Here is a 20,736-nt window from a genome sequence, read left to right as displayed (position 1 = left end):
CTGCACAAGGTCATGATCATGCCTAAATTTGCTTTGCTCTGGACCGATATTTTTCTGTGGCTGGCGTTGTTAGCGGCCTTGGGCTACGTCTGGCATGTGCGTCGTACTACGGCGCTACGTGCTGCATGGGGCAGCGTCTGGCGTACGCCTTCTGCAGCGGCAGCAGCCGTAGTGTTGCTGAGTTTTGTCGTGGTAGGCATGCTGGATTCTATTCATTATCGTCAGGCGTTACCTGCATTGGATAGCGCACAGAATGCGCCGCAGCGTTACGCGCCTATTGCCAGATCCGTTCTGGATGATGTGTTAGATGCTACGGGCTTAAGCAAAGTAGAGCGTACGTATTCAGCACCGTTTTCACTCACCTTGTTTTTTAAAGAATCTCAGCTGGTAGATGGGCAAGCTGTACGTGACTATCCGGCATTGGAACAAGCCGCTGTAGGGATAGGCACGCTAGAAGAGCGTAATGAAGATGTACGCCAACGACTAAAAATTGCAGGTGGGTATGCCTTGTTGTGGCTAGTGTTGTCGTGGACGCTGGTGAACAGCTTGGCGTGGCGTATTGTGCGTGCGCGCAAGCAGTCCAAGGGCTGGTGGGCCGCACGCAGTTTATGGTGGCGTAATGGCAGTGAACGCGTGGCATGGCGTGCCGCGTGGATAGCCTTGTCTATTTTGGTGATTATGGTGTTGGCACTGATTATGCTGGCCGGTAATTACTACGTATTGGGTACAGACAGGTCAGGCAATGATGTTATCGCGTTAGCGCTTAAAAGTGTACGTACTGCCTTGGTGATTGGTACCTTAACAACTTGCGCCATGTTGCCACCGGCTTTGTTTTTTGGCATTGCAGCAGGCTACTTCAAAGGCTGGATAGATGACTTGATTCAATACATCTACACCACCTTGACCTCAGTGCCGGGCGTGCTGCTGATCGCGGCGTGTGTGCTGATGATGCAGGTGTATATAGAGTCTCATCCCGAACTGTTCGACACCATCGCAGCGCGCGCCGATTTGCGTTTGTTTTTGCTGTGTCTAATTTTAGGCTTCACCGGTTGGGCGGGCTTATGCCGACTGCTGCGCGCCGAGACCTTGAAGCTGCGTGAAATGGAATACGTGCAGGCAGCGCGTGCCTTTGGCGTGAGCCACGTGCGCATTATGCTTAAACACATCCTGCCTAACCTCATGCACATTGTGCTGATTACGATGGTGCTAGAGTTCTCGGGGTTGGTGCTTTACGAGGCGGTATTGTCCTACTTGGGTATAGGTGTGGACCCCAGCATGCCCTCATTTGGCACCATGATTGATGCCTCACGTGTAGAAATGTCGCGCGATCCTATGATCTGGTGGAACTTGCTCGCGGCGTTTGTGTTCTTGTTGGCCTTGGTGCTGTCGGCCAATATTTTTTCAGATGCCGTGCAGCGTGCTTTTGATCCCCGCACACGACGTTTACATATCCCCAGATTGCAAAGCCTACAGCGTTTCAGACGTAAGGCCAGTGCAGCCAAGGAGGGCTCACGATGAGTCAAACTCTGCAACCAAATAATGTCTTGCTGGATGTGTCTCAACTTAGCGTGAGTGTGGCGACCGAAGATCAAGCCAAAGAAGTGGTGAGACAGGTGGAGTTCGCCGTGCAGCAGGGGCGTACGTTTGCCTTGGTGGGTGAATCCGGCTCAGGCAAAAGCCTAACGGCGCAAGCGATTGTGCGCTTGCTTCCTGATGCGGCATGGATCAGTTCAGGCGATGTGAGTCTGGCTGGCGAAGCGGTATTTGATGTGCCCGAGCAGCGTATGCAGCAGTTGCGTGGTGGGCAAGCCGGTATGATCTTCCAAGAGCCCTCTACCTGCTTAAACCCTATCATGAGCATAGGTGAACAAATTGCTGAAACCATACGTTTGCACAGCCAGTTGCGTGGTGATGCGGTATGGGAAAAAGTCATTTGGTGGTTAGAACGAGTAGGCATTCCCAACGCGCGTGAACGTCTACACGAATACCCCTTCCAATTCTCAGGCGGGCAGCGGCAACGTATTATGATTGCGATGGCTTTGGCCGCCGAGCCTACCTTGCTGATTGCGGATGAACCTACCACCGCATTGGATGTGACGGTACAGGCGCAAATTCTGGATTTGCTGGCTGAAATACAGCAAGAAATGGGGCTGGGTATTTTATTGATTACCCACGATTTGGCGGTAGTGAAGCGTATTGCGCATACTGTGGCGTTGATGAAGGCGGGCAATATCGTAGAGATATCCCCAGCAGAACAGTTCTTTGCACACCCCGATCATCCTTATGCGCAAGAGTTGTTAGCGGCTATTCCTACCTATGAAAAACGTGGTCAGCCATTAGGGCTGGGAGCTTCCCCTGTGTCAGCAGTAGAAAACAATGACGCCACCGATGTGGCATCCCGTACGCCAGTGTTAGCGTTAACAGGCGTGCATGTATCGTATTGGGCAGGCAGCGGATGGTTGCGTAAGCGTCGTAGCATTCCCGTGGTGACGGATGTGAACCTCTGTTTGCATCAGGGTGAAACCTTGGCATTGTTGGGGGCGTCTGGCTGCGGCAAAACCACCTTGGCAAAAGCCTTGCTGCGGTTGCTAGATGGGCAAGCACACATACAGGGTGAAGCCTTGTTAGATGGCCAGAATTTATTGGCGGCGCAGGGGCAGCAACTTAAAGCCTTACGCAGCCAAATACAGATCGTGTTTCAAGACCCCTATGCCTCGCTAAACCCGCGTATGTTGGTGGGCGATATATTGGATGAGGGCATACGGGCGTTGCATCCACATACCAGCAAAGAGCAGCGACACACCCGTATCAAAACATTATTGGATCAAACGGGTTTACCAGCGAACAGTGCTGAACGTTATCCACATGAGTTTTCGGGCGGCCAGCGTCAGCGAGTGGCCATTGCGCGAGCGTTGGCGGTAGAACCTAAAGTATTGCTGTGCGATGAGCCTACATCGGCGTTGGACGTGTCGGTGCAGGCACAAATACTGAATTTATTACGTCAATTGCAGCAAGACAGCGGCATGGCGTATTTGTTCATCACCCATAACTTTGGTGTAGTAGAGTATTTGGCTGATTCCGTTGCGGTGATGCATAACGGGCGCATTGCGGAGTATGGCAGTGCTGAAGATGTGCTATTACACCCGCAACATGAGTCCACCAAGCAGTTGTTGGCCTCGGTCCCACGGTTGTAAGCAGCAAGGGCGTTGGGCGAGGTATAGCGTTTATAATGGGGCTATTACGGTCACTGTAGCCTTCACTAGGTAGGGTATGGCGTTAAAAGTTTTTGATCTTCAATGTGAAAACCAGCATGTGTTTGAGGGCTGGTTTAAATCACAAGACAATTATGAGCAGCAGCTGGAACAAAAGCTGTTGAGTTGTCCTGTGTGTCACTCTGTGGTGGTACATAAAAAATTATCTGCACCCCGGTTGAATTTACGTCACCTCAAAGATTCTCCCTCTAAGCCTGCGTCAGCCGCTGCTATGTCGTCAGCAGCAGGTGGGGCGCCATCAGCCGCTACGGACGTCGCAGCGATGCAAGCCGAAGTGATGCGCCAAGTACGCACCTTATTAAGCCAAGCAGATAACGTAGGGGAAAACTTCGCTGAAGAAGCCAGAAAAATGCACAACGGCGAAATTGAAGAGCGCTCTATACGAGGCAGTGCGACCGCTGAAGAATGCGTAGAGCTGGTAGAGGAAGGCATTGCCGTAGTACCTATACCGGATTATCTGGATGATGATCGCTTGCAGTAGTAGGCTATCAACACACACAAAAAAGGATCGCTAAGCGATCCTTTTTGCTTGCCTGAATGTGTGGATTACACACGGCTGCGGTATTCGTTGGTGCGTGTATCGATTTCGATTTTGTCACCAATTTCGCAGAACATAGGCACTTGCAGAGTGTGGCCAGTGTTGATAGTGGCTGGTTTCAGCACTTTACCGGAAGTGTCACCACGCACAGCAGGTTCTGTGTAAGTGATTTCACGAACGATCATCGTAGGCAATTCCAGAGAGATCGCGCGACCTTCGTAGAACACTACTTCTGCTTCCATACCTTCTTCCAGGTAGTTCAGCGCATCACCCATGCTGTCTGCTTCGATCTCGTACTGGTTGTATTCAGTATCCATGAATACGTACATAGGATCAGCGAAGTAGGAGTAGCTGCACTCTTTTTTCTCTAGCGTAACGATGTCGAATTTTTCGTCAGCTTTGTGTACAGCTTCGCTAGGAGAGCCTGTCAGCAAGTTTTTGAACTTCATTTTTACAACAGCTGAGTTACGGCCAGACTTGTTGTATTCGGATTTCTGTACAACTAAAGGTTCGCCATTGACGAGCACCACGTTACCAACGCGTACCTCTTGAGCGGTTTTCATAACTAAAGAAACTCCGGTAAAGGATGGCCCCGCACGTGATGGTGTGGGGCAAAAATCGTAAAGAAGACTATTTTACTGTGTAGGCTGGTGTTTCGTACAGAATTCCAGCAGATGCGTACACAGGTCTGTCTGTTGCAACAGCGTATTATGCCATTGCAGGGCTTCTTCGCGCCATCTGTGCCACATAGGAGCCTGCATACAAGACAAGTATTGATCCGTAAATTGCAGGCTGTCTTGGCTGCTCCAGGTGTGCATCAGTGTCTGAACGGCCTGATTCATGGGGCTGTGATTCAGTAATGCCTGTAGTTTTTTTGTATGCAGCCCTTCTTCTTGCTCGTAGGGCTGCCAAATAAATGGCTTAGCTGCCCACAGGGCGCGAACGAGGGAATCTTCGCCACGTACAAAGTTCAGGTCACTGCTCCAAAGCAAGTGATCAAACTCGACTTGGCTCACAAAATTGAAATGATGCAGTTGCAGGTGGTCGTTAGACAGCACTTGTTGTTCAGGTGTGAACGGAGTGGGGCTTAGCACTAGCGTATCGTGATTGCCCTGTTGCAAGGCCTGTAGCAGCGCCATAACCGGTGCGGAAGGGTAAGAAAATAACAAAATCTGCCTGCGCTGGCCGTGCATTAATTCAATCTGAGTACGTTCAGATAAACCAATCTTGGTCCATAGTGCTTGAGCATTACGTTGATCTTGCTGCCAGCTAAGGCGTTGCTGCTTAAGATTTTCTTCACGTAGCAAACCGCCAGTACGTTCAGTAAAGCCAGGGAAAAAGAAATACTTACGTTGGCCTTGTTGCTGTGGCGAGGGCTGTGTATGGAAGTCTTCCACCCAGTCTTCGGCGCTTAAATACTCCAGATTCAACCACAGTGTCTGGTCAGTAATGGCAGCCTTGTAGGTGTCGGGTAATTCGCAGGCAAACGCTTCTATTACCACCTCAGCAGGAGGCAGCGTAAAAGCTTGCACATCCTTCCAAGGGTGTACGGTAACGCCGTCTATGTGCTGTTCATTCAGCTCGGTTTGCAGACGGGGTTCCAAGCGTTTAAAGCTTTGTAAGTCGTCCACCCACAGGCGTACGTTTTTTTGATGCGGAGGGGCTGCCAATTGGCGAGCTAGACGCCAACAGACGCCTATGTCGCCGTAGTTATCAACGACACGGCAGAAAATATCAAAATGAAACACGGATATTAATGTAGAAGCGGAGGTTCTGAATCTATTTGTTCAGGGAATTCCGGGTGCACGAGTTCGGCATCCGGATTGGGAAAGTACGGGGTTTCGCAGTCGTCGCAGAACTCGGGCTCGTAGAGACCGGGCAGCAATAATACGTCGCCACTCTCTAGCTCTTTAAGCAGTTCGCTGATTTGAGCCAGAGTGTCTGATTGGTCGTCGGGGTCTAGCAGGGGCCAGATACAACCATGTATGACTACATCGCTATCTGTCACGCAGAAACCTATACGATATTCTTCTATTTGTTCCTGCCCACATGCCGCGAGTATGGCAGTGAGTTGCCCTTTAGGAACTTGGGCAACGGTTTGTAGCCATGTCACGGTAGCTTTGAGGTTCAGCGGGCGCAAATGCTGCTCAGCTACGCGGTTATTGGCATGAAAGGCATTAGGAAGCCAGTACTCGGTTTGGCAGCCTGTGAATAATCCAGCAAAGAGTTCTTGGCTGTGTTGTTGCCATGTGTTGAGAATGGCTAATTGTTTCGTCAGCGCACGCTCTTTACTTTGTTGCCATGCAAACAAGGGCGAACCTGCTGGGGCGGCAATAACCGCCAAGACAAAGCGGGCATCCGCTAACAGCGTAGGGTGCTGTGAGCGAGGCGGCAACTTTGTCGTGGATTTCCCGTGCAGTCCTAGTGCTTGTTTGGCTAAAGACTCGAGCAACTGACGGGCTTGGTGCAAGTTGTGCGGCACGTCCTCAAAGCAGAGCAGCTCGGGATGCAGGGCTACACGCACCTTGGGGGCCAACACCAGCTTATGCAGTTGTTGTTCCAACGCCTGTGTAAGCTCGGAATCCATAGGGCCTTCGGGCAGGCTGTAGCGTGTCCACGCGGTAACAGGGATGCTGATCAGCAGCGCATCATGGCGCAAGCCTTGGGCATCTTCTAGCGTGATGGATTCGCTGCAACCTTCCAATAGACTGGCGATGATTTCTAAATGCTCAGTCAGTTGGTGCTCATTCAGGTATTGAAACAGCTGTTCGATAATGGGGCTTTCGTCAGAAAGCAGCAGCGTTTCTATGCATTGTTCGGCCAGATGCTCCCAGTAGGAATCTTCTACTTTGGATACAGAGTGGCTGAGCGCATCCGCGCACTGCAACAAGCGTTGGGCATGTGAATGCAGATGCTGATAGTCAGGTAACAAAGATGGATGCATGCCAGAAGTAGGAAACCGGTAACAATAGAATCAGTTTACCCTTGAAGTAGTGTGCGGTGGCTGTCTTGTGACAGAACACAAACAGAGGGGCTGCATAAATGCAGCCCCTCTGTACACTTTAGAGCAAGTGTGTTGCTTAAATGCCGACGGAGTCAGCAATTTCCTTGTACTCTTCGATTTGGTCGAAGTTCAAGTAGTGGTAGATCTTGTCGCTGTCTTTTTCCAAGATGCCCATATCAGCCAAGTATTCTTCACGGGAAGGAATGCGGCCCAGACGGGAACATACAGCGGCCAGCTCAGCCGAACCCAAGAACACGTTGGAGTTTTTACCCAAACGGTTAGGGAAGTTACGTGTACTGGTGGACATCACTGTTGCACCTTCACGTACTTGAGCTTGGTTACCCATACACAGCGAGCAACCTGGCATTTCCATACGAGCACCCGCTGTACCCAGAACGCCGTAGTGGCCTTCTTCTGTCAACTGAGCCTGATCCATTTTGGTAGGAGGCGCAATCCACAGACGGGTAGGGATGTCGCGTTTGCCTTCCAGTAGTTTGGAGGCAGCACGGAAGTGACCGATGTTAGTCATGCAGCTACCGATAAACACTTCGTCGATGGCTGTGCCGGATACGTCTGACAGTGTTTTCACATCATCAGGGTCGTTAGGGCAAGCAACGATAGGCTCGTGGATTTCGGACATGTTGATGTCGATCACTGCTGCGTATTCAGCGTCAGCATCGGGTTCCATCAATTCAGGGTTAGCCAACCAGCTTTCCATGTTCTGGATGCGGCGAGCCAATGTACGCTCATCTTCGTAACCGTTAGCGATCATCCACTTCAACAGTGTGATGTTACTGTTCAAGTATTCGATGATAGGTTCTTTGTCTAGACGTACGGTACATGCTGCAGCAGAACGCTCAGCAGAAGCGTCAGACAACTCAAATGCTTGCTCAACTTTCAGGTTAGGCAAACCTTCGATTTCCAGAATACGGCCAGAGAAAATATTGATCTTGCCAGCTTTTTCTACTGTCAACAGACCTTGCTTAATCGCGTAGAAAGGAATGGCGTTAACCAAATCACGCAGTGTTACGCCAGGCTGCATTTTGCCGCTGAAACGTACCAATACGGACTCAGGCATATCCAAAGGCATAACACCTGTAGCTGCCGCAAACGCGACCAGACCGGAACCTGCTGGGAAGCTGATACCGATAGGGAAACGTGTGTGAGAGTCACCACCTGTACCAACGGTATCAGGCAACAACATACGGTTTAACCACGAGTGGATCACACCGTCGCCTGGACGCAGGGATACACCGCCACGTGTGCTGATGAAATCAGGCAGTTCGTGGTGAGTTTTGACGTCAACAGGTTTTGGATAGGCGGCTGTGTGGCAGAAGGACTGCATCACCAAGTCAGCAGAGAAGCCCAAGCAAGCCAAGTCTTTCAGCTCGTCACGTGTCATTGGGCCAGTTGTATCTTGGCTACCAACGGTAGTCATGCGAGGTTCGCAGTATGTGCCTGGACGAATACCTTGGTTTTCTGGCAGACCGCATGCGCGACCAACCATTTTTTGTGCCAAGGAGAAACCTTTGCCGCTGTCTACAGGCGCTTGTGGCAGACGGAACAAGTCAGTTGCTGGCAAGCCCAGTGCTTCACGAGCACGTGTGGTCAGACCACGACCGATGATCAGAGGAATACGACCACCAGCGCGTACTTCGTCAAACAATACGTCGGATTTTACTTTGAACTCGGCGATTACTTCGCCGTTTTTCAAGGCTTTGCCTTCGTAAGGGCGCAGTTCAACGACATCGCCCATTTCCATTTTGGAAACGTCCAATTCGATTGGCAGCGCGCCAGCATCTTCCATGGTGTTGTAGAAGATAGGTGCAATTTTGCTGCCCAAACATACGCCACCAAAGCGTTTGTTAGGAACAAATGGGATGTCATCGCCGGTGAACCACAGCACGGAGTTCGTCGCGGATTTACGGGAAGAACCTGTACCAACTACGTCACCCACGTAAGCGATCTGGTGACCTTGTTCTTTCAAGGACTCCAGGAACTGGATAGGGCCGACTTTACCTGGATCATCCGGTGTAATACCTGGACGAGGGTTTTTCAGCATGGCCAATGCATGCAGAGGAATGTCAGGACGGCTCCATGCATCTGGTGCAGGAGACAAGTCGTCAGTGTTGGTTTCGCCAGTGACTTTAAATACTGTCACAGTCATGCTTTCAGGCACTTCAGGGCGGCTGGTGAACCACTCAGCATCAGCCCAGCTTTGCAGCACTTCTTGAGCGAATTTGTTGCCTTTGTCGGCTTTTTCTTTCACGTCGTGGAAAGCGTCGAACATCAGCAAGGTGTGTTTCAGTGCTTCAGCAGCAGTAGGAGCCAGCTCGGCGTCATCCAGCAATTGCAGCAATGGAGCAATATTGTAGCCACCCAGCATGGTGCCCAGCAGCTCACAGGCGCGTTTGCGATCAAACAGCGTGTTGCTTTCAGTGCCGAATGCGACTGCTGCAAGGTAAGAGGCTTTAACTTTGGCGGCATCGTCCACACCCGCTGGTACGCGGTGGGTGAGCAAGTCCAGCAAAAACTCTTCCTGACCAGCAGGAGGGTTTTTGATCAGTTCGATCAGATCTGCGGTTTGTTGTGCCGTCAGCGGCAGTGGGGGGATGCCCAACGCGGCGCGTTCGGCAACGTGTTGGCTATAAGAATCCAGCATGTTGCAGGCCTATTTAAGTAAAGGGTGGGACAAGAGGCTTGTAATGCCCCTATTGTAGGTGTAAGCAGGGTTCAACGCAATGGTCTTATATAAGACATAAGACTTCTGATATGCGCTTGTTTGCTTTACAACACAAGATCTTGGTATTCAGGATGGCGCTGTACGTACACGGCGGCATAACTGCATTGCGGTATAACGTGCAACTGTTGTTCTCTAGCATAATCCAGCGCAGTTTTGACCAGTTCGCCAGCGATGCCTTTGCCACCAACGGCACGAGGGACGACAGTATGAGTAATGGTTAGTGTGTTATCCCGTAGCTGATATTCCAGCGTGCACAGATACGAATCTTCTAGAATTTCGAAACGTTGTTCGGCAGTGTTATGAGTGACATTACGCATGTGAGTACAGGGAAAAAGTCGGTGTTCTGATGACTGTAACATAGCTGTTGTAACAACTACGTAGTGTGGCAGGAGTGGTAACGTTTTGTAGTGATTTTTGGTTGGCTGGGTATGGCGTACGGCTAGGAAAACAAAGGCGTTACGAGGGAATGCAAGCCTCATAACGCCAGCTATTTTCAGACCTTTATGTAGGTCTTTGATGTCAGTGTTGACGGTTTCTGGGCTAACTTCAGCGCATCAGAGCCATCGTAGAAACCTTAAATCACATACATGTCTAGGTAGTCATGTACGGGCATGTTTTCCAGTGCTTTTTGGTCTAGTGATACGTCCAAAATTCGCTGTTGTTGCTTGCTAGGAAAGATGCGTGCCAGATTGGTGCGAAACTTGGCCTCCAATAACGGGATACCATCGGCGCGACGACGTTTATGGCCGATGGGGTATTCGCACACAATTTCGTCCAGTTTGCTGCCATCACTGAACTCCACCGTTAATGCGTTGGCGATGGAGCGCTTATCGGGGTCATGGTAGTCCGCTGTAAAGGCAGGATCTTCCACGCACACCATTTTGTCGCGTAGTGCGTCAATACGCTGATCGCTAGCAATGTGATCTTCATAGTCGGCGGCGGTTAATCGGCCAAACAAAATCGGCACAGCAACCATGTACTGTATGCAGTGATCGCGGTCAGCGGGGTTATGAAGCGGCCCCTTTTTGTCGATGATACGTATGCACGCTTCATGGGTGCGTATGGTGATCTTGGTAATGTCTTCGGCTGTTTTACCTTTAGCCTTCAGTTGCTCGTGTATGGTCATGGCGCATTCCACCGCTGTTTGTGAGTGGAATTCAGCGGGATAGGAAATCTTGAACAGCACATTTTCCATCACGTAGCTGCCATAAGGGCGCTGAAAGGTGAACGGTTTACCTTTGAATAACACGTCGTAAAAGCCCCAGGTTTTGGCAGACAGCACAGAGGGGTAGCCCATTTCACCTGTTTTGGCGATTAAGGCTAAACGCACTGCGCGACTGGTAGCATCGCCCGCTGCCCAGCTTTTTCGGCTACCAGTGTTGGGTGAGTGCCGGTAGGTACGCAGGCTTTGGCCATCTACCCACGCTAACGAGAGAGCGTTGATGATTTCTTCGCGATTTAGTCCCAGCATGTGGGCGACTACGGCCGTGGACGCTACTTTGACCAGAACTACGTGATCCAAGCCTACTTTGTTAAACGAGTTCTCTAGTGCGATGCAGCCCTGAATCTCGTGGGCCTTAATCATGGCCGTTAATACCTCACGCATCGTGAGTGCCGGTTTACCTACGGCCACGGCATTGCGCGATAACCAATCCGCTGTAGCCAGAATACCGCCTAGGTTGTCGGAGGGGTGTCCCCACTCGGCAGCTAGCCATGTGTCGTTGAAATCCAGCCACCGAATCATCGTACCTATGTTGAAGGCGGCCTGCACGGGGTCAAGTTGGAACTGTGTACCCGGTACTTTGGCGCCATTCGGGACAATGGTGCCAGGAACAATAGGCCCTAATAGTTTGCGGCAAGCAGGGTATTCCAAAGACTCTAACCCGCAACCTAAGGTGTCCATCAGGCAGTTGCGTGCTGTCTCGTAAGCTAGCGTGCTGTTGATTTCGTAATTCAGCACGTAATCTGCAATATCGACTAAAACGTGATCCGCCTCAGGGCGAATGTTGGAAATGGGTGCAGACATAACAAGCGGCTCCAGAGTTAGGTGCGACGGTTAATGGGGACGAATTTCAAGTCTTCGGGGCCCACATAGTTGGCCGTAGGGCGAATGATTTTGTTATCGATGCGCTGTTCAATAATGTGCGCAGCCCATCCGGCGGTGCGGGCCAGTACGAATAATGGGGTGAACATAGCAGTGGGTACACCCATCATGTGGTAGGACACAGCCGAAAACCAATCCAGATTGGGGAACATCTTTTTGGCATCCCACATCACCGTTTCTAAGCGTTCTGCAATGTCATACATTTTTGTGCTGCTTTGCTTTTTGGATAGCTTGTACGCCACTTCTTTGATGATTTGGTTGCGTGGGTCGGCAATGGTGTACACCGGGTGGCCAAAACCAATAATCACCTCTTTGTTTTCTACGCGCCTGCGTATATCGGCCTCTGCGTCGTCGGGGTTGCTATAGCGTTTCTGAATTTCAAAAGCCACCTCGTTCGCGCCACCATGTTTGGGGCCGCGCAGCGCACCAATAGCGCCAGTAATGGCGGAATACATGTCTGAACCAGTGCTGGCAATCACACGGCTGGTGAAGGTGGAGGCATTAAATTCATGCTCGGCATACAAAATCAGCGAGGTGTGCATGGCGCGTACCCAATCGTCTGAGGGTTTTTGGCCGTGCAGTAAATGCAGAAAGTGTCCGCCTATGCTGTCGTCATCGGTCTGTAGAGTGATGGAGCAACCGTTATGACTAAAGTGATACCAGTAGAGCAGGGCAGAGCCTAGATTGGCGATAAGGTGATCAGCAATATCGCGGGCGTCTGGCAGGTTGTGGTCATCTTTTTCGGGTAATACACACCCTAATACCGAGACCGCCGTGCGCATCACATCCATAGGGTGACTCGCAGGGGGGAGGGTCTCCAGTACGGCAACTAGCGCGGCGGGTAACCCTCGCAAGCGACGCAGTTTGTCTTTGTAGGCCTTAAGCTCAGGTCGTGTAGGGAGCTTGCCGTGAATCAGTAGGTGGGCAATCTCTTCGAACTCGCAGGTGTGTGCGATATCCAAAATGTCGTAGCCCCTATAGTGCAAATCATTACCGCTACGGCCTACCGTGCAAAGTGCCGTGTCGCCGGCAACAATGCCGGATAGAGCAACCGACTTTTTGGGTTTTGGAGGAGGTGCTGCCGTTGTGGTGGGCTCCGTCGCTTTTGCTGATCTTTTGGATGCGGTGCGTCGTGTTGTTGCCATGTTTGTCTCCTTTTGAACTGCTTGGTTGTTGTAACGTGGACATTCAAAGGTGTGATTGCCTATACGCGAGTCAAAGCCTCATGTTGTGCATAAGGTTGGTTGTCGTGTTCTGGTGCCGTGATAGGTGTAAACGGCAGCAGAGGCTTTTGGCGCAAGAAAAGATAGGGATGGCTGCAAAACCCTAGTGCGCCTTACACGCGTAATGAATATGGGCTGTGCCCATGCATCATGCGTGTTGCTACGTAAGGCTGGGGCGTGTTACGGCGTTGCCCAGGCGATGAGTGCCGAGTGCAATACGTGGTTGAGGGGCTGAAAATTCAGAATCTAGAAACCTGCTGGCAGACAAGATGAGGCAGGTGAGAGGAGAGTGGTATGCGCGAGATGCGGCAAGGGGGCTAGAAGTAGCCGGGGAGTGCGATGAAATGTTGTTGCTGCAGGGGCGGCGAAACAGCGGGCCAGTAGAAGCGAGGGTGTTCATGAACTTCTCCGGAAAATGTTTCTAAACGAGTGCTGGTAATCCTGTTGCGGTGGGGTAGAGAAAAGAGTGGCTGGTGTAGCTAGCATACATAAAAACAAGGCCTGCATATAGCAGGCCTTGTTCTAAAGTCTTACGCCAGTAAGTCTTTCACGCCGTCGCGCTCTTCCAGCAACTCGTTTAGAGTGAAGTCCATGCGTTCACGAGAGAATGCATCGATTTCCAAGCCGGCAACACGTGTGTATTCGCCGTTTGCTGTTGTCACTGGTACACCGTAGATGATGCCTTCAGGAATACCGTAGGAACCATCGGAAGGTACACCCATTGTTACCCATTTGCCATTGCTGCCCAGTACCCAGTCGCGTACGTGGTCGATGGCAGCGTTAGCAGCGGAAGCAGCGGAGGACAGGCCACGCGCTTCAATAATGGCGGCGCCACGTTTACCCACTTTAGGGATAAAGGTGTCACGGTTCCATTCTTGGTCGTTGATTTTCTGTTCCAGCGATGCGCCGTTAACGGTAGCAAAGCGGATATCTGGGTACATGGTTGGGGAGTGGTTGCCCCACACAATCAGGTTCTCGATATCAGCAACAGCGATGTTGGCTTTCTGAGCCAATTGAGACAACGCACGGTTGTGATCCAGGCGCAGCATAGCTGTGAAGTTTTTCGCTGGCAGATCAGGTGCGGATTTCATAGCGATGTAAGCGTTGGTGTTAGCAGGGTTACCTACAACCAATACTTTGACATTGCGGCTAGCCACATCGTTCAGTGCACGGCCTTGCTCGGTGAAGATCTTAGCGTTCACGCTCAGCAGATCTTTACGCTCCATGCCTGGGCCACGAGGACGAGCGCCAACCAGCAGAGCAACGTCAGCATCTTTGAATGCAGTACGTGGGTCGCTGTGAGCAGTCATGCTTTGCAACAGAGGGAATGCGCAGTCGTCCAGCTCCATCATGACGCCTTGCAGGGCTTTCTGAGCTTTTTCGTCTGGGATTTCCAGCAATTGCAGAATAACGGGTTGGTCTTTGCCCAGCATTTCGCCTGAAGCGATGCGGAACAGTAGTGCGTAACCGATCTGGCCTGCGGCGCCGGTAACGGCAACGCGCATTGCGGGTTTGGACATGAGAGTTGACTCCAGTTGGGTTGGAAAAACAGTGTGCTTGGAAACTAGTGTACTGCCAGTTTGCTCTGCTGAAACCTAAAAATGCATGTGATTTTTGATGTGGCTCAGAACAGAGACTTCATGGTGCGAACACTAGACCAAAATGGGGGGCTAGTCAAATCTCTTATATCTTATATAAGACAGAAGAGTGTTAGACAGATTCGGTATAGCGTGCGAAAATATGATCAGTTTAAATTCTTGTGCGCGGTCGCTAACTTTTCAAGTAACCGGCTAGCAGGCTTATGACAGATCCCATTGCTACACCCGAACGCTTGTTGGTGTCGGAACGAAATGCTGCCAGTGCGGCATATAGTCCGTTATACCAGCAGATCAAGGCTTTGTTATTACAAAGTCTTGATAGAGGTGAGTGGAAGCCCGGTGAGGCTATTCCCAGTGAGTTCGATTTGGCGGCTCGTTATCAGGTCAGCCAAGGCACAGTACGTAAGGCGATTGATGAACTGGCGGCCGACAACCTGTTGATACGCCGTCAAGGTAAGGGCACCTTTGTGTCCACTCACCACGAAGCCAAAGTACGTTACCGTTTTCTGCGTTTGACCCCCGACGACGGGCACCAGCCTGCAACCAGCAGCGTTATTTTGGGCTGCTCGCGTATTAAAGCGCCTGCCGATATCGCAGTGCTCTTGGGGTTACGTACGGCCGATGTGGTCGTTAACGTGCGACGCGTCTTGTCTTTTGACGGTACACCAACCATTTTGGATGACATCTGGCTGCCAGGGTCTGCATTTAAAGGTGTGACTGCCGAGAGTGTGGCGGCGAATAAACGCCCCATGTATGCGTGGTTCGAGAGTGGTTTTGGCGTCAGCATGGTGCGCGCCGACGAATCTATACGAGCAGTGGCTGCCAGTGCAGAGGCCGCTGAGCACCTGGGCGTAACAGAGGGATCCCCTCTGTTGCAAGTCGAACGGGTAGCCTATACCTATGGTGACCGTCCTATGGAAGTACGTAGAGGGTTGTATATAACGGACCGATTCCACTACCGAAACTTGCTGAATTGATCTTTGTTTGCGTCAAGTCTGGCGCTTTGCGAAGTAAATAGGCGAAAATACTAAAACTATAATCTTCACGTAACGATGCACTCATTTTGTTTTTATAGAGGCCATAATGTCTGATACCGCATCCAAACCGCGTCCGGAGTATCGCAATATCGGCATACCGCAGATATTGTCATACCGCTTACCGTTGGCGGCCAAAACCTCCATTCTGCACCGCATTAGCGGCGCTCTGTTGTTCTTGAGCCTACCTGTAGTTCTGTTGCCTTTGTTGGCAGCAAGCTTGGGTTCCGAAGCAGGGTTCAACCAGATCGGCGCCTACGTAGGTCACCCACTGTTCAAACTAGTATTGCTGGTGTTGATCTGGGGCTACTTGCATCACTTCTGTGCTGGTATTCGTTACTTGGCACTGGATCTGGGCAAAGGTATAGATAAATATAGCGCCTGTAAAACGGCTGCGTCTGTCATCATCGTCAGCCTTGCTTTGACGGTTGTGTTCGGTTTGAAACTGTTTGGAGCATGGTAATGGCGAGTCCAGAACGAGTTGGGCAACATCGTCTGGTAGTGGGCGCCCACTACGGGACATTCGATTTCATCATCCAGCGCGTCACCGCTGTGATCATGATTATCTATACCCTGGTGTTTTTGGTAGGTCTGTTGGTAAACATGCCTTTGGATTACCAGTCCTGGCGTAGCCTGTTTGCATTCAAGGTAGGTGGACTGCCTTTGGGTCAATTGCTATCAAGCCTGTTCTTCATGTCTCTGGCATGGCACGCTTGGATTGGCGTACGTGACATCTGGATGGATTACGTTAAGCCCACTGGCTTGCGTTTGACTTTGCAAGTCCTGACCATTTTGTGGTTGCTAGCATCCATCATTTTCTTTGCACAAATTATCTGGAGCCTGTAAGCCGTGGCTGCTATTCATAAATCATTACCTCGCCGCCAGTTCGATGTGGTGGTGGTAGGTGCCGGCGGTGCTGGCATGCGTTGTTCGTTGCAGCTGGCTCGTGCCGGTCTGTCCGTGGCTGTGTTGTCTAAGGTTTTCCCAACACGCTCCCATACTGTGGCTGCTCAAGGTGGGGTAAGTGCCTCGCTGGGTAACATGAGCGAAGATCATTGGCAATGGCACATGTACGATACCGTTAAAGGTTCGGACTGGCTGGGTGACCAAGATGCGATTGAGTTCATGTGCCGTGAAGCGCCTAATGCTGTATACGAGCTAGAACACTTTGGTATGCCATTTGACCGTAACGCTAACGGTACTATTTACCAGCGTCCTTTCGGTGGTCACACTGCGAACTTCGGTGAGAAACCTGTACAACGTGCCTGTGCCGCTGCTGACCGTACTGGCCACGCGATGTTGCACACGCTGTACCAACAAAACGTAGCTTCCCGCACCAACTTCTTTGTTGAGTGGATGGCTCTAGACCTGTTGCGTAACGAAGCCGGCGATGTGCTGGGTGTTACTGCTCTAGAAATGGAAACTGGTCAGATCTTCGTACTGGAAGCCAAACGTACTGTATTGGCAACTGGTGGTGCTGGTCGTATCTGGGGGGCTTCTACTAACGCCTTCATCAACACTGGTGACGGTCTGGGTATGGCCGCTCGTGCAGGTCTGGCTCTGGAAGACATGGAGTTCTGGCAATTCCACCCAACTGGCGTGGCTGGCGCTGGCGTGCTGATCACTGAAGGTGTACGTGGTGAAGGCGGTATCTTGCTGAATAAAGACGGCGAGCGCTTCATGGAACGTTACGCACCTAACCTGAAAGACTTGGCCCCACGTGACTTCGTGTCCCGTTCTATGGACCAAGAGATCAAAGAAGGTCGTGGTTGTGGTGATGGTAGCTACGTGGTTCTGAAACTGGATCACCTGGGCGAAGACGTGATCAAAAAACGTCTGCCATCCATTCGCGAAATTTCTATCAAATTTGCGAACGTTGACCCCATCAAAGATCCAATCCCTGTTGTGCCTACCATTCACTATCAGATGGGCGGTATTCCTACTAACTACTATGGCCAAGTTATTGATTACAAAAATGGCGAGACCAACGTGGTTAACGGTTTGTACGCAGTAGGAGAGTGTGCAGCAACGTCCGTACACGGTGCTAACCGTTTGGGTACTAACTCCTTGCTGGATCTGATCGTATTTGGTCGTGCGGCGGGTAACCACATTGTGGATTCCCACCCAGAGAAAGAGCACAGCCACCAAGAGATTCCAGAATCCGCTATCGATTACTCTGTGGCACGTGTTGAGCACTTGGAAAGCCGTACATCCGGTGAGAAAGCTCAAGACGTGGCTGGCAAAATGCGTACCATCATGCAAGCACACTGCGGCGTGTTCCGTACTATGGACTTGCTGAAAGAAGGCGAGCGCATGATCGAAGAGCTGGTGCCAGAAGTTAACGATATTTACTTTAAGGATAAATCCAAAGTATTCAATACAGCACGTATTGAAGCGCTGGAAGTGTCCAACATGATTGAAGTGGCTCGTGCCACAACTCGTTCTGCTGCCAACCGCACAGAAAGCCGTGGTGCTCACGCACTGAACGACTTCCCTGAGCGCGATGACGAGAACTGGTTGCGCCATACCTTGTGGTATGCCGATGGCAGCCGTCTGGACTACAAACCTGTTCAGATGAAACCCCTAACGGCCGAAACTATTCCGCCTAAGCCACGTACCTTCTAATCAGGACGCTGTCATGAGTAAAACACGGACTATCAAATTCGAAATTTATCGCTACGATCCTGACAAGGACGAGCGCCCCTACATGCAAAAGCTGGAGGTTACCCTCCAGCCTACCGACAAGATGTTGTTGGACGCTATTGTTCGCATCAAAAACGATGTGGACGACAGCTTGGCTATTCGTCGTTCTTGCCGTGAAGGCGTTTGTGGCTCTGATGCCATGAACATCAACGGCAAGAATGGTTTGGCCTGTACAACTAACTTGAACGATTTGAAACAACCTATTGTTCTGCGCCCACTGCCTGGCTTGCCAGTCATTCGGGATCTGATCGTGGACATGACTAACTTCTTTGATCAGTACCACTCTATCAAGCCGTACTTGATCAACGAAACACCACCGCCAGAAAAAGAACGTCTGCAATCACCAGGAGCTCGTGAAGAGATCGACGGTGTTTACGAATGTATTCTGTGCGCGTGTTGTTCTACATCATGCCCATCGTTCTGGTGGAACCCTGATAAGTTTGTGGGTCCAGCAGGGTTGCTGCAGGCGTACCGCTTTATTGCCGACTCTCGTGATGAGGCAACAGCTGAGCGTCTGGACAACCTTGAAGATCCATACCGTTTGTTCCGTTGCCATACCATTATGAATTGTGCGGACGTATGTCCTAAGGGTCTGAACCCAACACAAGCTATCGGCAAAATCAAAGAAATGCTGGTTCGCCGCAGCGTGTAAGGAGTAGAAATGAGAACGTTAACGCAGTTAGAACGAGCTCGCCTACGTTGGAGAGCACGCCGAGGTTTGCTTGAAAACGATTTGATGGTGACGAAGTTTCTGGATCGTTATGAAGAAACCCTAACTGACGTTGACGTTTCTGCTCTGACGCTTCTGTTTGAAATGGATGACACGGAATTACTCGATGTTTTACTGGCCCGAAAAGAAGTTGAGGGCCAGTATGACACGACCGATATTCGGCGTTTGGTAGCTCAGATTCGTGAGCTGTAATTTTTGAGGAAGATATGTGATGCAACTGTCTGATAAGAAAGCGACACTATCGTTTTCCGATGGAAGTCCTTCGGTAGAGTTTCCCGTATACAAAGGGACGGTGGGTCCTGACGTAATCGATATCCGTAAACTGTACGGTTCTACAGGTATGTTTACCTATGATCCGGGTTTTATGGCAACGGCCTCTTGTGAGTCCGCGATCACTTACATCGATGGGGATCAGGGCAAGCTGATGTACCGCGGCTACCCAATCGAGCAATTGGCTCAGAACTGCAACTTCTTAGATGTTTGCTATTTGATTCTGAATGGCGAATTGCCTGATGAAAAACAGAAAACTGATTTTGACTGGCTGGTGACACACCACACGATGGTTCAAGAGCAAATGCAGACATTCCTGCATGGCTTCCGTCGTGATGCGCACCCTATGGCTATTCTGACCGGTTTGGTTGGTGCCATGTCGGCTTTCTATCACGATTCCACTGACATCACTAATCCTGAGCACCGTCGTATTTCCGCTATCCGTTTGATCGCGAAAATGCCAACGCTGGTAGCCATGGCGCATAAGTACACATTGGGTCAACCTTTGATGTACCCACGCAATGACTTGAGCTACACCGGTAACTTCTTGCGCATGATGTTCGGTACACCTTGCGACGACTACCAAGTAAACGAAGTGGTAGAGCGCGCATTGGATCGTATCTTCATTCTGCATGCAGAGCACGAGCAAAACGCTTCTACCTCCACAGTACGTCTGTGCGGTTCTTCAGGCACTAACCCATTTGCAGCGATTGCATCTGGTGTAGCTTGCTTGTGGGGTCCTGCTCACGGTGGCGCTAACGAAGCATGCTTGAACATGCTGGAAGAGTTGCAAGCCAATGGAGGTGTAGAGAAAGTTGGCGAATTCATGGAAAAGGTCAAAGACAAAAACTCAGGCGTGCGTCTGATGGGCTTTGGTCACCGTGTTTACAAAAACTACGATCCACGCGCCAAGTTGATGCAAGAAACATGCAAAGAAGTATTGGCTGCTTTGGGTCTGGAAAACGATCCTCTGTTCAAACTGGCAATGGAATTGGAGCGTATTGCTCTGGAAGATCCATACTTTGTTGAGCGTAAACTGTACCCGAACGTAGACTTCTACTCCGGTATCGTACAACGCGCTATTGGTATTCCTACACCATTGTTTACTGCCATCTTCGCATTGGCACGTACTGTTGGTTGGATCTCGCAGTGGGATGAAATGATCTCCGATCCAAGCTACAAAATTGGTCGTCCTCGCCAGTTGTACACAGGCGAAACAGAACGCAATATCTAATCGCTTATTAGAGAGCAGTTCTGAAGTAATGAACCCAATCGTTATTGAACGGTTGGGTTTTTTTGTGGTTGTTCGATAGAGGGAGCGTGACAGTGCTGGAAGAACTTACTGTGTTGTAGAGCAGTTCAAGCGAAAGAACCACAAAAAAGCTTAAGCAAGCAAGCAAGCAAGCAAGCAAGCAAGCAAGCAAGCAAGCAAGCAAGCAAGCAAGCAAGCAAGCAAGCAAGCAAGCAAGCAAGCAAGCAAGCAAGCAAGCAAGCAAGCAAGCAAGCAAGCAAGCAAG

At 50.7% G+C, this 20,736-nt stretch carries 19 protein-coding genes; 10 read left to right on the top strand and 9 right to left on the bottom strand.

The features are described 5' to 3' along the window. The first annotated feature begins 18 nt into the window (after positions 1 to 18). From ACLPHM_RS16860 to ACLPHM_RS16850, 3 genes are all read left to right on the top strand, one after another. Positions 19 to 1,518, top strand: coding sequence for an ABC transporter permease (locus ACLPHM_RS16860; RefSeq protein WP_430222371.1), 1,500 nt, complete (start codon positions 19 to 21; stop codon positions 1,516 to 1,518). Further along, a complete protein-coding gene (locus ACLPHM_RS16855; protein WP_430222370.1) occupies positions 1,515 to 3,194 on the top strand; it encodes an ABC transporter ATP-binding protein in 1,680 nt (559 codons plus the stop codon). Before ACLPHM_RS16860 ends, ACLPHM_RS16855 begins: the two co-directional genes overlap by 4 nt. 76 nt (positions 3,195 to 3,270) lie before the next feature. Further along, complete coding sequence (locus ACLPHM_RS16850) at positions 3,271 to 3,753, top strand: DUF1178 family protein (protein WP_430222369.1); 483 nt, start codon at positions 3,271 to 3,273, stop codon at positions 3,751 to 3,753. 65 nt (positions 3,754 to 3,818) lie between these two features. Here ACLPHM_RS16850 and efp read toward each other — a convergent pair whose 3' ends face one another. The 8 genes from efp to ACLPHM_RS16810 all read right to left on the bottom strand — a co-directional run bounded on the left by efp (position 3,819) and on the right by ACLPHM_RS16810 (position 14,404). After that, complete coding sequence (gene efp, locus ACLPHM_RS16845; protein ID WP_430222368.1) at positions 3,819 to 4,373, bottom strand: elongation factor P; 555 nt, start codon at positions 4,371 to 4,373, stop codon at positions 3,819 to 3,821. A gap of 72 nt (positions 4,374 to 4,445) precedes the next feature. After that, the gene (gene earP, locus ACLPHM_RS16840) at positions 4,446 to 5,558 is read right to left on the bottom strand and encodes an elongation factor P maturation arginine rhamnosyltransferase EarP (RefSeq protein WP_430222367.1); all 1,113 of its coding nucleotides are present in this window, start codon (positions 5,556 to 5,558) and stop codon (positions 4,446 to 4,448) included. A 5-nt stretch (positions 5,559 to 5,563) separates the two neighbouring features. After that, on the bottom strand, positions 5,564 to 6,754 hold the full coding sequence (locus ACLPHM_RS16835) for a DUF2863 family protein (protein WP_430222366.1): 1,191 nt from the start codon (positions 6,752 to 6,754) through the stop codon (positions 5,564 to 5,566). A gap of 136 nt (positions 6,755 to 6,890) precedes the next feature. Then, entirely contained in the window at positions 6,891 to 9,476 is a 2,586-nt protein-coding gene (gene acnB / locus ACLPHM_RS16830; RefSeq protein ID WP_430222365.1) for a bifunctional aconitate hydratase 2/2-methylisocitrate dehydratase, read from the bottom strand. 125 nt (positions 9,477 to 9,601) lie between these two features. Continuing rightward, complete coding sequence (locus ACLPHM_RS16825) at positions 9,602 to 9,874, bottom strand: GNAT family N-acetyltransferase (RefSeq protein WP_430222364.1); 273 nt, start codon at positions 9,872 to 9,874, stop codon at positions 9,602 to 9,604. A gap of 257 nt (positions 9,875 to 10,131) precedes the next feature. Beyond that, complete coding sequence (locus ACLPHM_RS16820; RefSeq protein WP_430222363.1) at positions 10,132 to 11,583, bottom strand: bifunctional 2-methylcitrate dehydratase/aconitate hydratase; 1,452 nt, start codon at positions 11,581 to 11,583, stop codon at positions 10,132 to 10,134. A gap of 17 nt (positions 11,584 to 11,600) precedes the next feature. Then, entirely contained in the window at positions 11,601 to 12,806 is a 1,206-nt protein-coding gene (gene prpC, locus ACLPHM_RS16815; RefSeq protein ID WP_430222362.1) for a bifunctional 2-methylcitrate synthase/citrate synthase, read from the bottom strand. 608 nt (positions 12,807 to 13,414) lie between these two features. After that, entirely contained in the window at positions 13,415 to 14,404 is a 990-nt protein-coding gene (locus ACLPHM_RS16810; protein WP_430222361.1) for a malate dehydrogenase, read from the bottom strand. Between the two features lie 281 nt (positions 14,405 to 14,685). Between ACLPHM_RS16810 and ACLPHM_RS16805 the strand changes: the two genes are divergently transcribed. The 7 genes from ACLPHM_RS16805 (at position 14,686) to gltA (ending at position 20,453) form a co-directional block, all read left to right on the top strand. After that, positions 14,686 to 15,459, top strand: coding sequence for a GntR family transcriptional regulator (locus ACLPHM_RS16805; protein WP_430222360.1), 774 nt, complete (start codon positions 14,686 to 14,688; stop codon positions 15,457 to 15,459). A 106-nt stretch (positions 15,460 to 15,565) separates the two neighbouring features. Then, positions 15,566 to 15,979 (top strand): succinate dehydrogenase, cytochrome b556 subunit, encoded by a 414-nt coding sequence (gene sdhC, locus ACLPHM_RS16800; RefSeq protein ID WP_135865740.1) that lies wholly within the window; start codon positions 15,566 to 15,568, stop codon positions 15,977 to 15,979. Beyond that, the gene (sdhD, locus tag ACLPHM_RS16795; RefSeq protein WP_430222359.1) at positions 15,979 to 16,362 is read left to right on the top strand and encodes a succinate dehydrogenase, hydrophobic membrane anchor protein; all 384 of its coding nucleotides are present in this window, start codon (positions 15,979 to 15,981) and stop codon (positions 16,360 to 16,362) included. The genes sdhC and sdhD overlap by 1 nt, the downstream gene beginning before the upstream one ends. 75 nt (positions 16,363 to 16,437) lie before the next feature. Next, a complete protein-coding gene (gene sdhA / locus ACLPHM_RS16790) occupies positions 16,438 to 18,141 on the top strand; it encodes a succinate dehydrogenase flavoprotein subunit (protein WP_430222418.1) in 1,704 nt (567 codons plus the stop codon). A 13-nt stretch (positions 18,142 to 18,154) separates the two neighbouring features. Further along, a complete protein-coding gene (locus tag ACLPHM_RS16785; RefSeq protein ID WP_430222358.1) occupies positions 18,155 to 18,871 on the top strand; it encodes a succinate dehydrogenase iron-sulfur subunit in 717 nt (238 codons plus the stop codon). 9 nt (positions 18,872 to 18,880) lie between these two features. Next, positions 18,881 to 19,141, top strand: coding sequence for a succinate dehydrogenase assembly factor 2 (locus ACLPHM_RS16780; protein ID WP_135865733.1), 261 nt, complete (start codon positions 18,881 to 18,883; stop codon positions 19,139 to 19,141). A gap of 19 nt (positions 19,142 to 19,160) precedes the next feature. After that, positions 19,161 to 20,453: a citrate synthase gene (gltA, locus tag ACLPHM_RS16775; RefSeq protein WP_430222357.1), complete on the top strand. Its 1,293-nt coding sequence runs from the start codon at positions 19,161 to 19,163 to the stop codon at positions 20,451 to 20,453. Between the two features lie 7 nt (positions 20,454 to 20,460). Here the strand turns inward: gltA and ACLPHM_RS16770 are convergent. After that, the coding region (locus ACLPHM_RS16770; protein ID WP_430222356.1) for a hypothetical protein at positions 20,461 to 20,736 on the bottom strand (276 nt) is incomplete at its 5' end.

The organism is Paenalcaligenes sp. Me131 (assembly GCF_050487225.1).
In the GTDB taxonomy this organism is placed as follows: domain Bacteria; phylum Pseudomonadota; class Gammaproteobacteria; order Burkholderiales; family Burkholderiaceae_B; genus Paenalcaligenes.
Note: the sequence above shows the minus strand (reverse complement) of the source record. Positions and strands in the feature narration are given on the sequence as shown.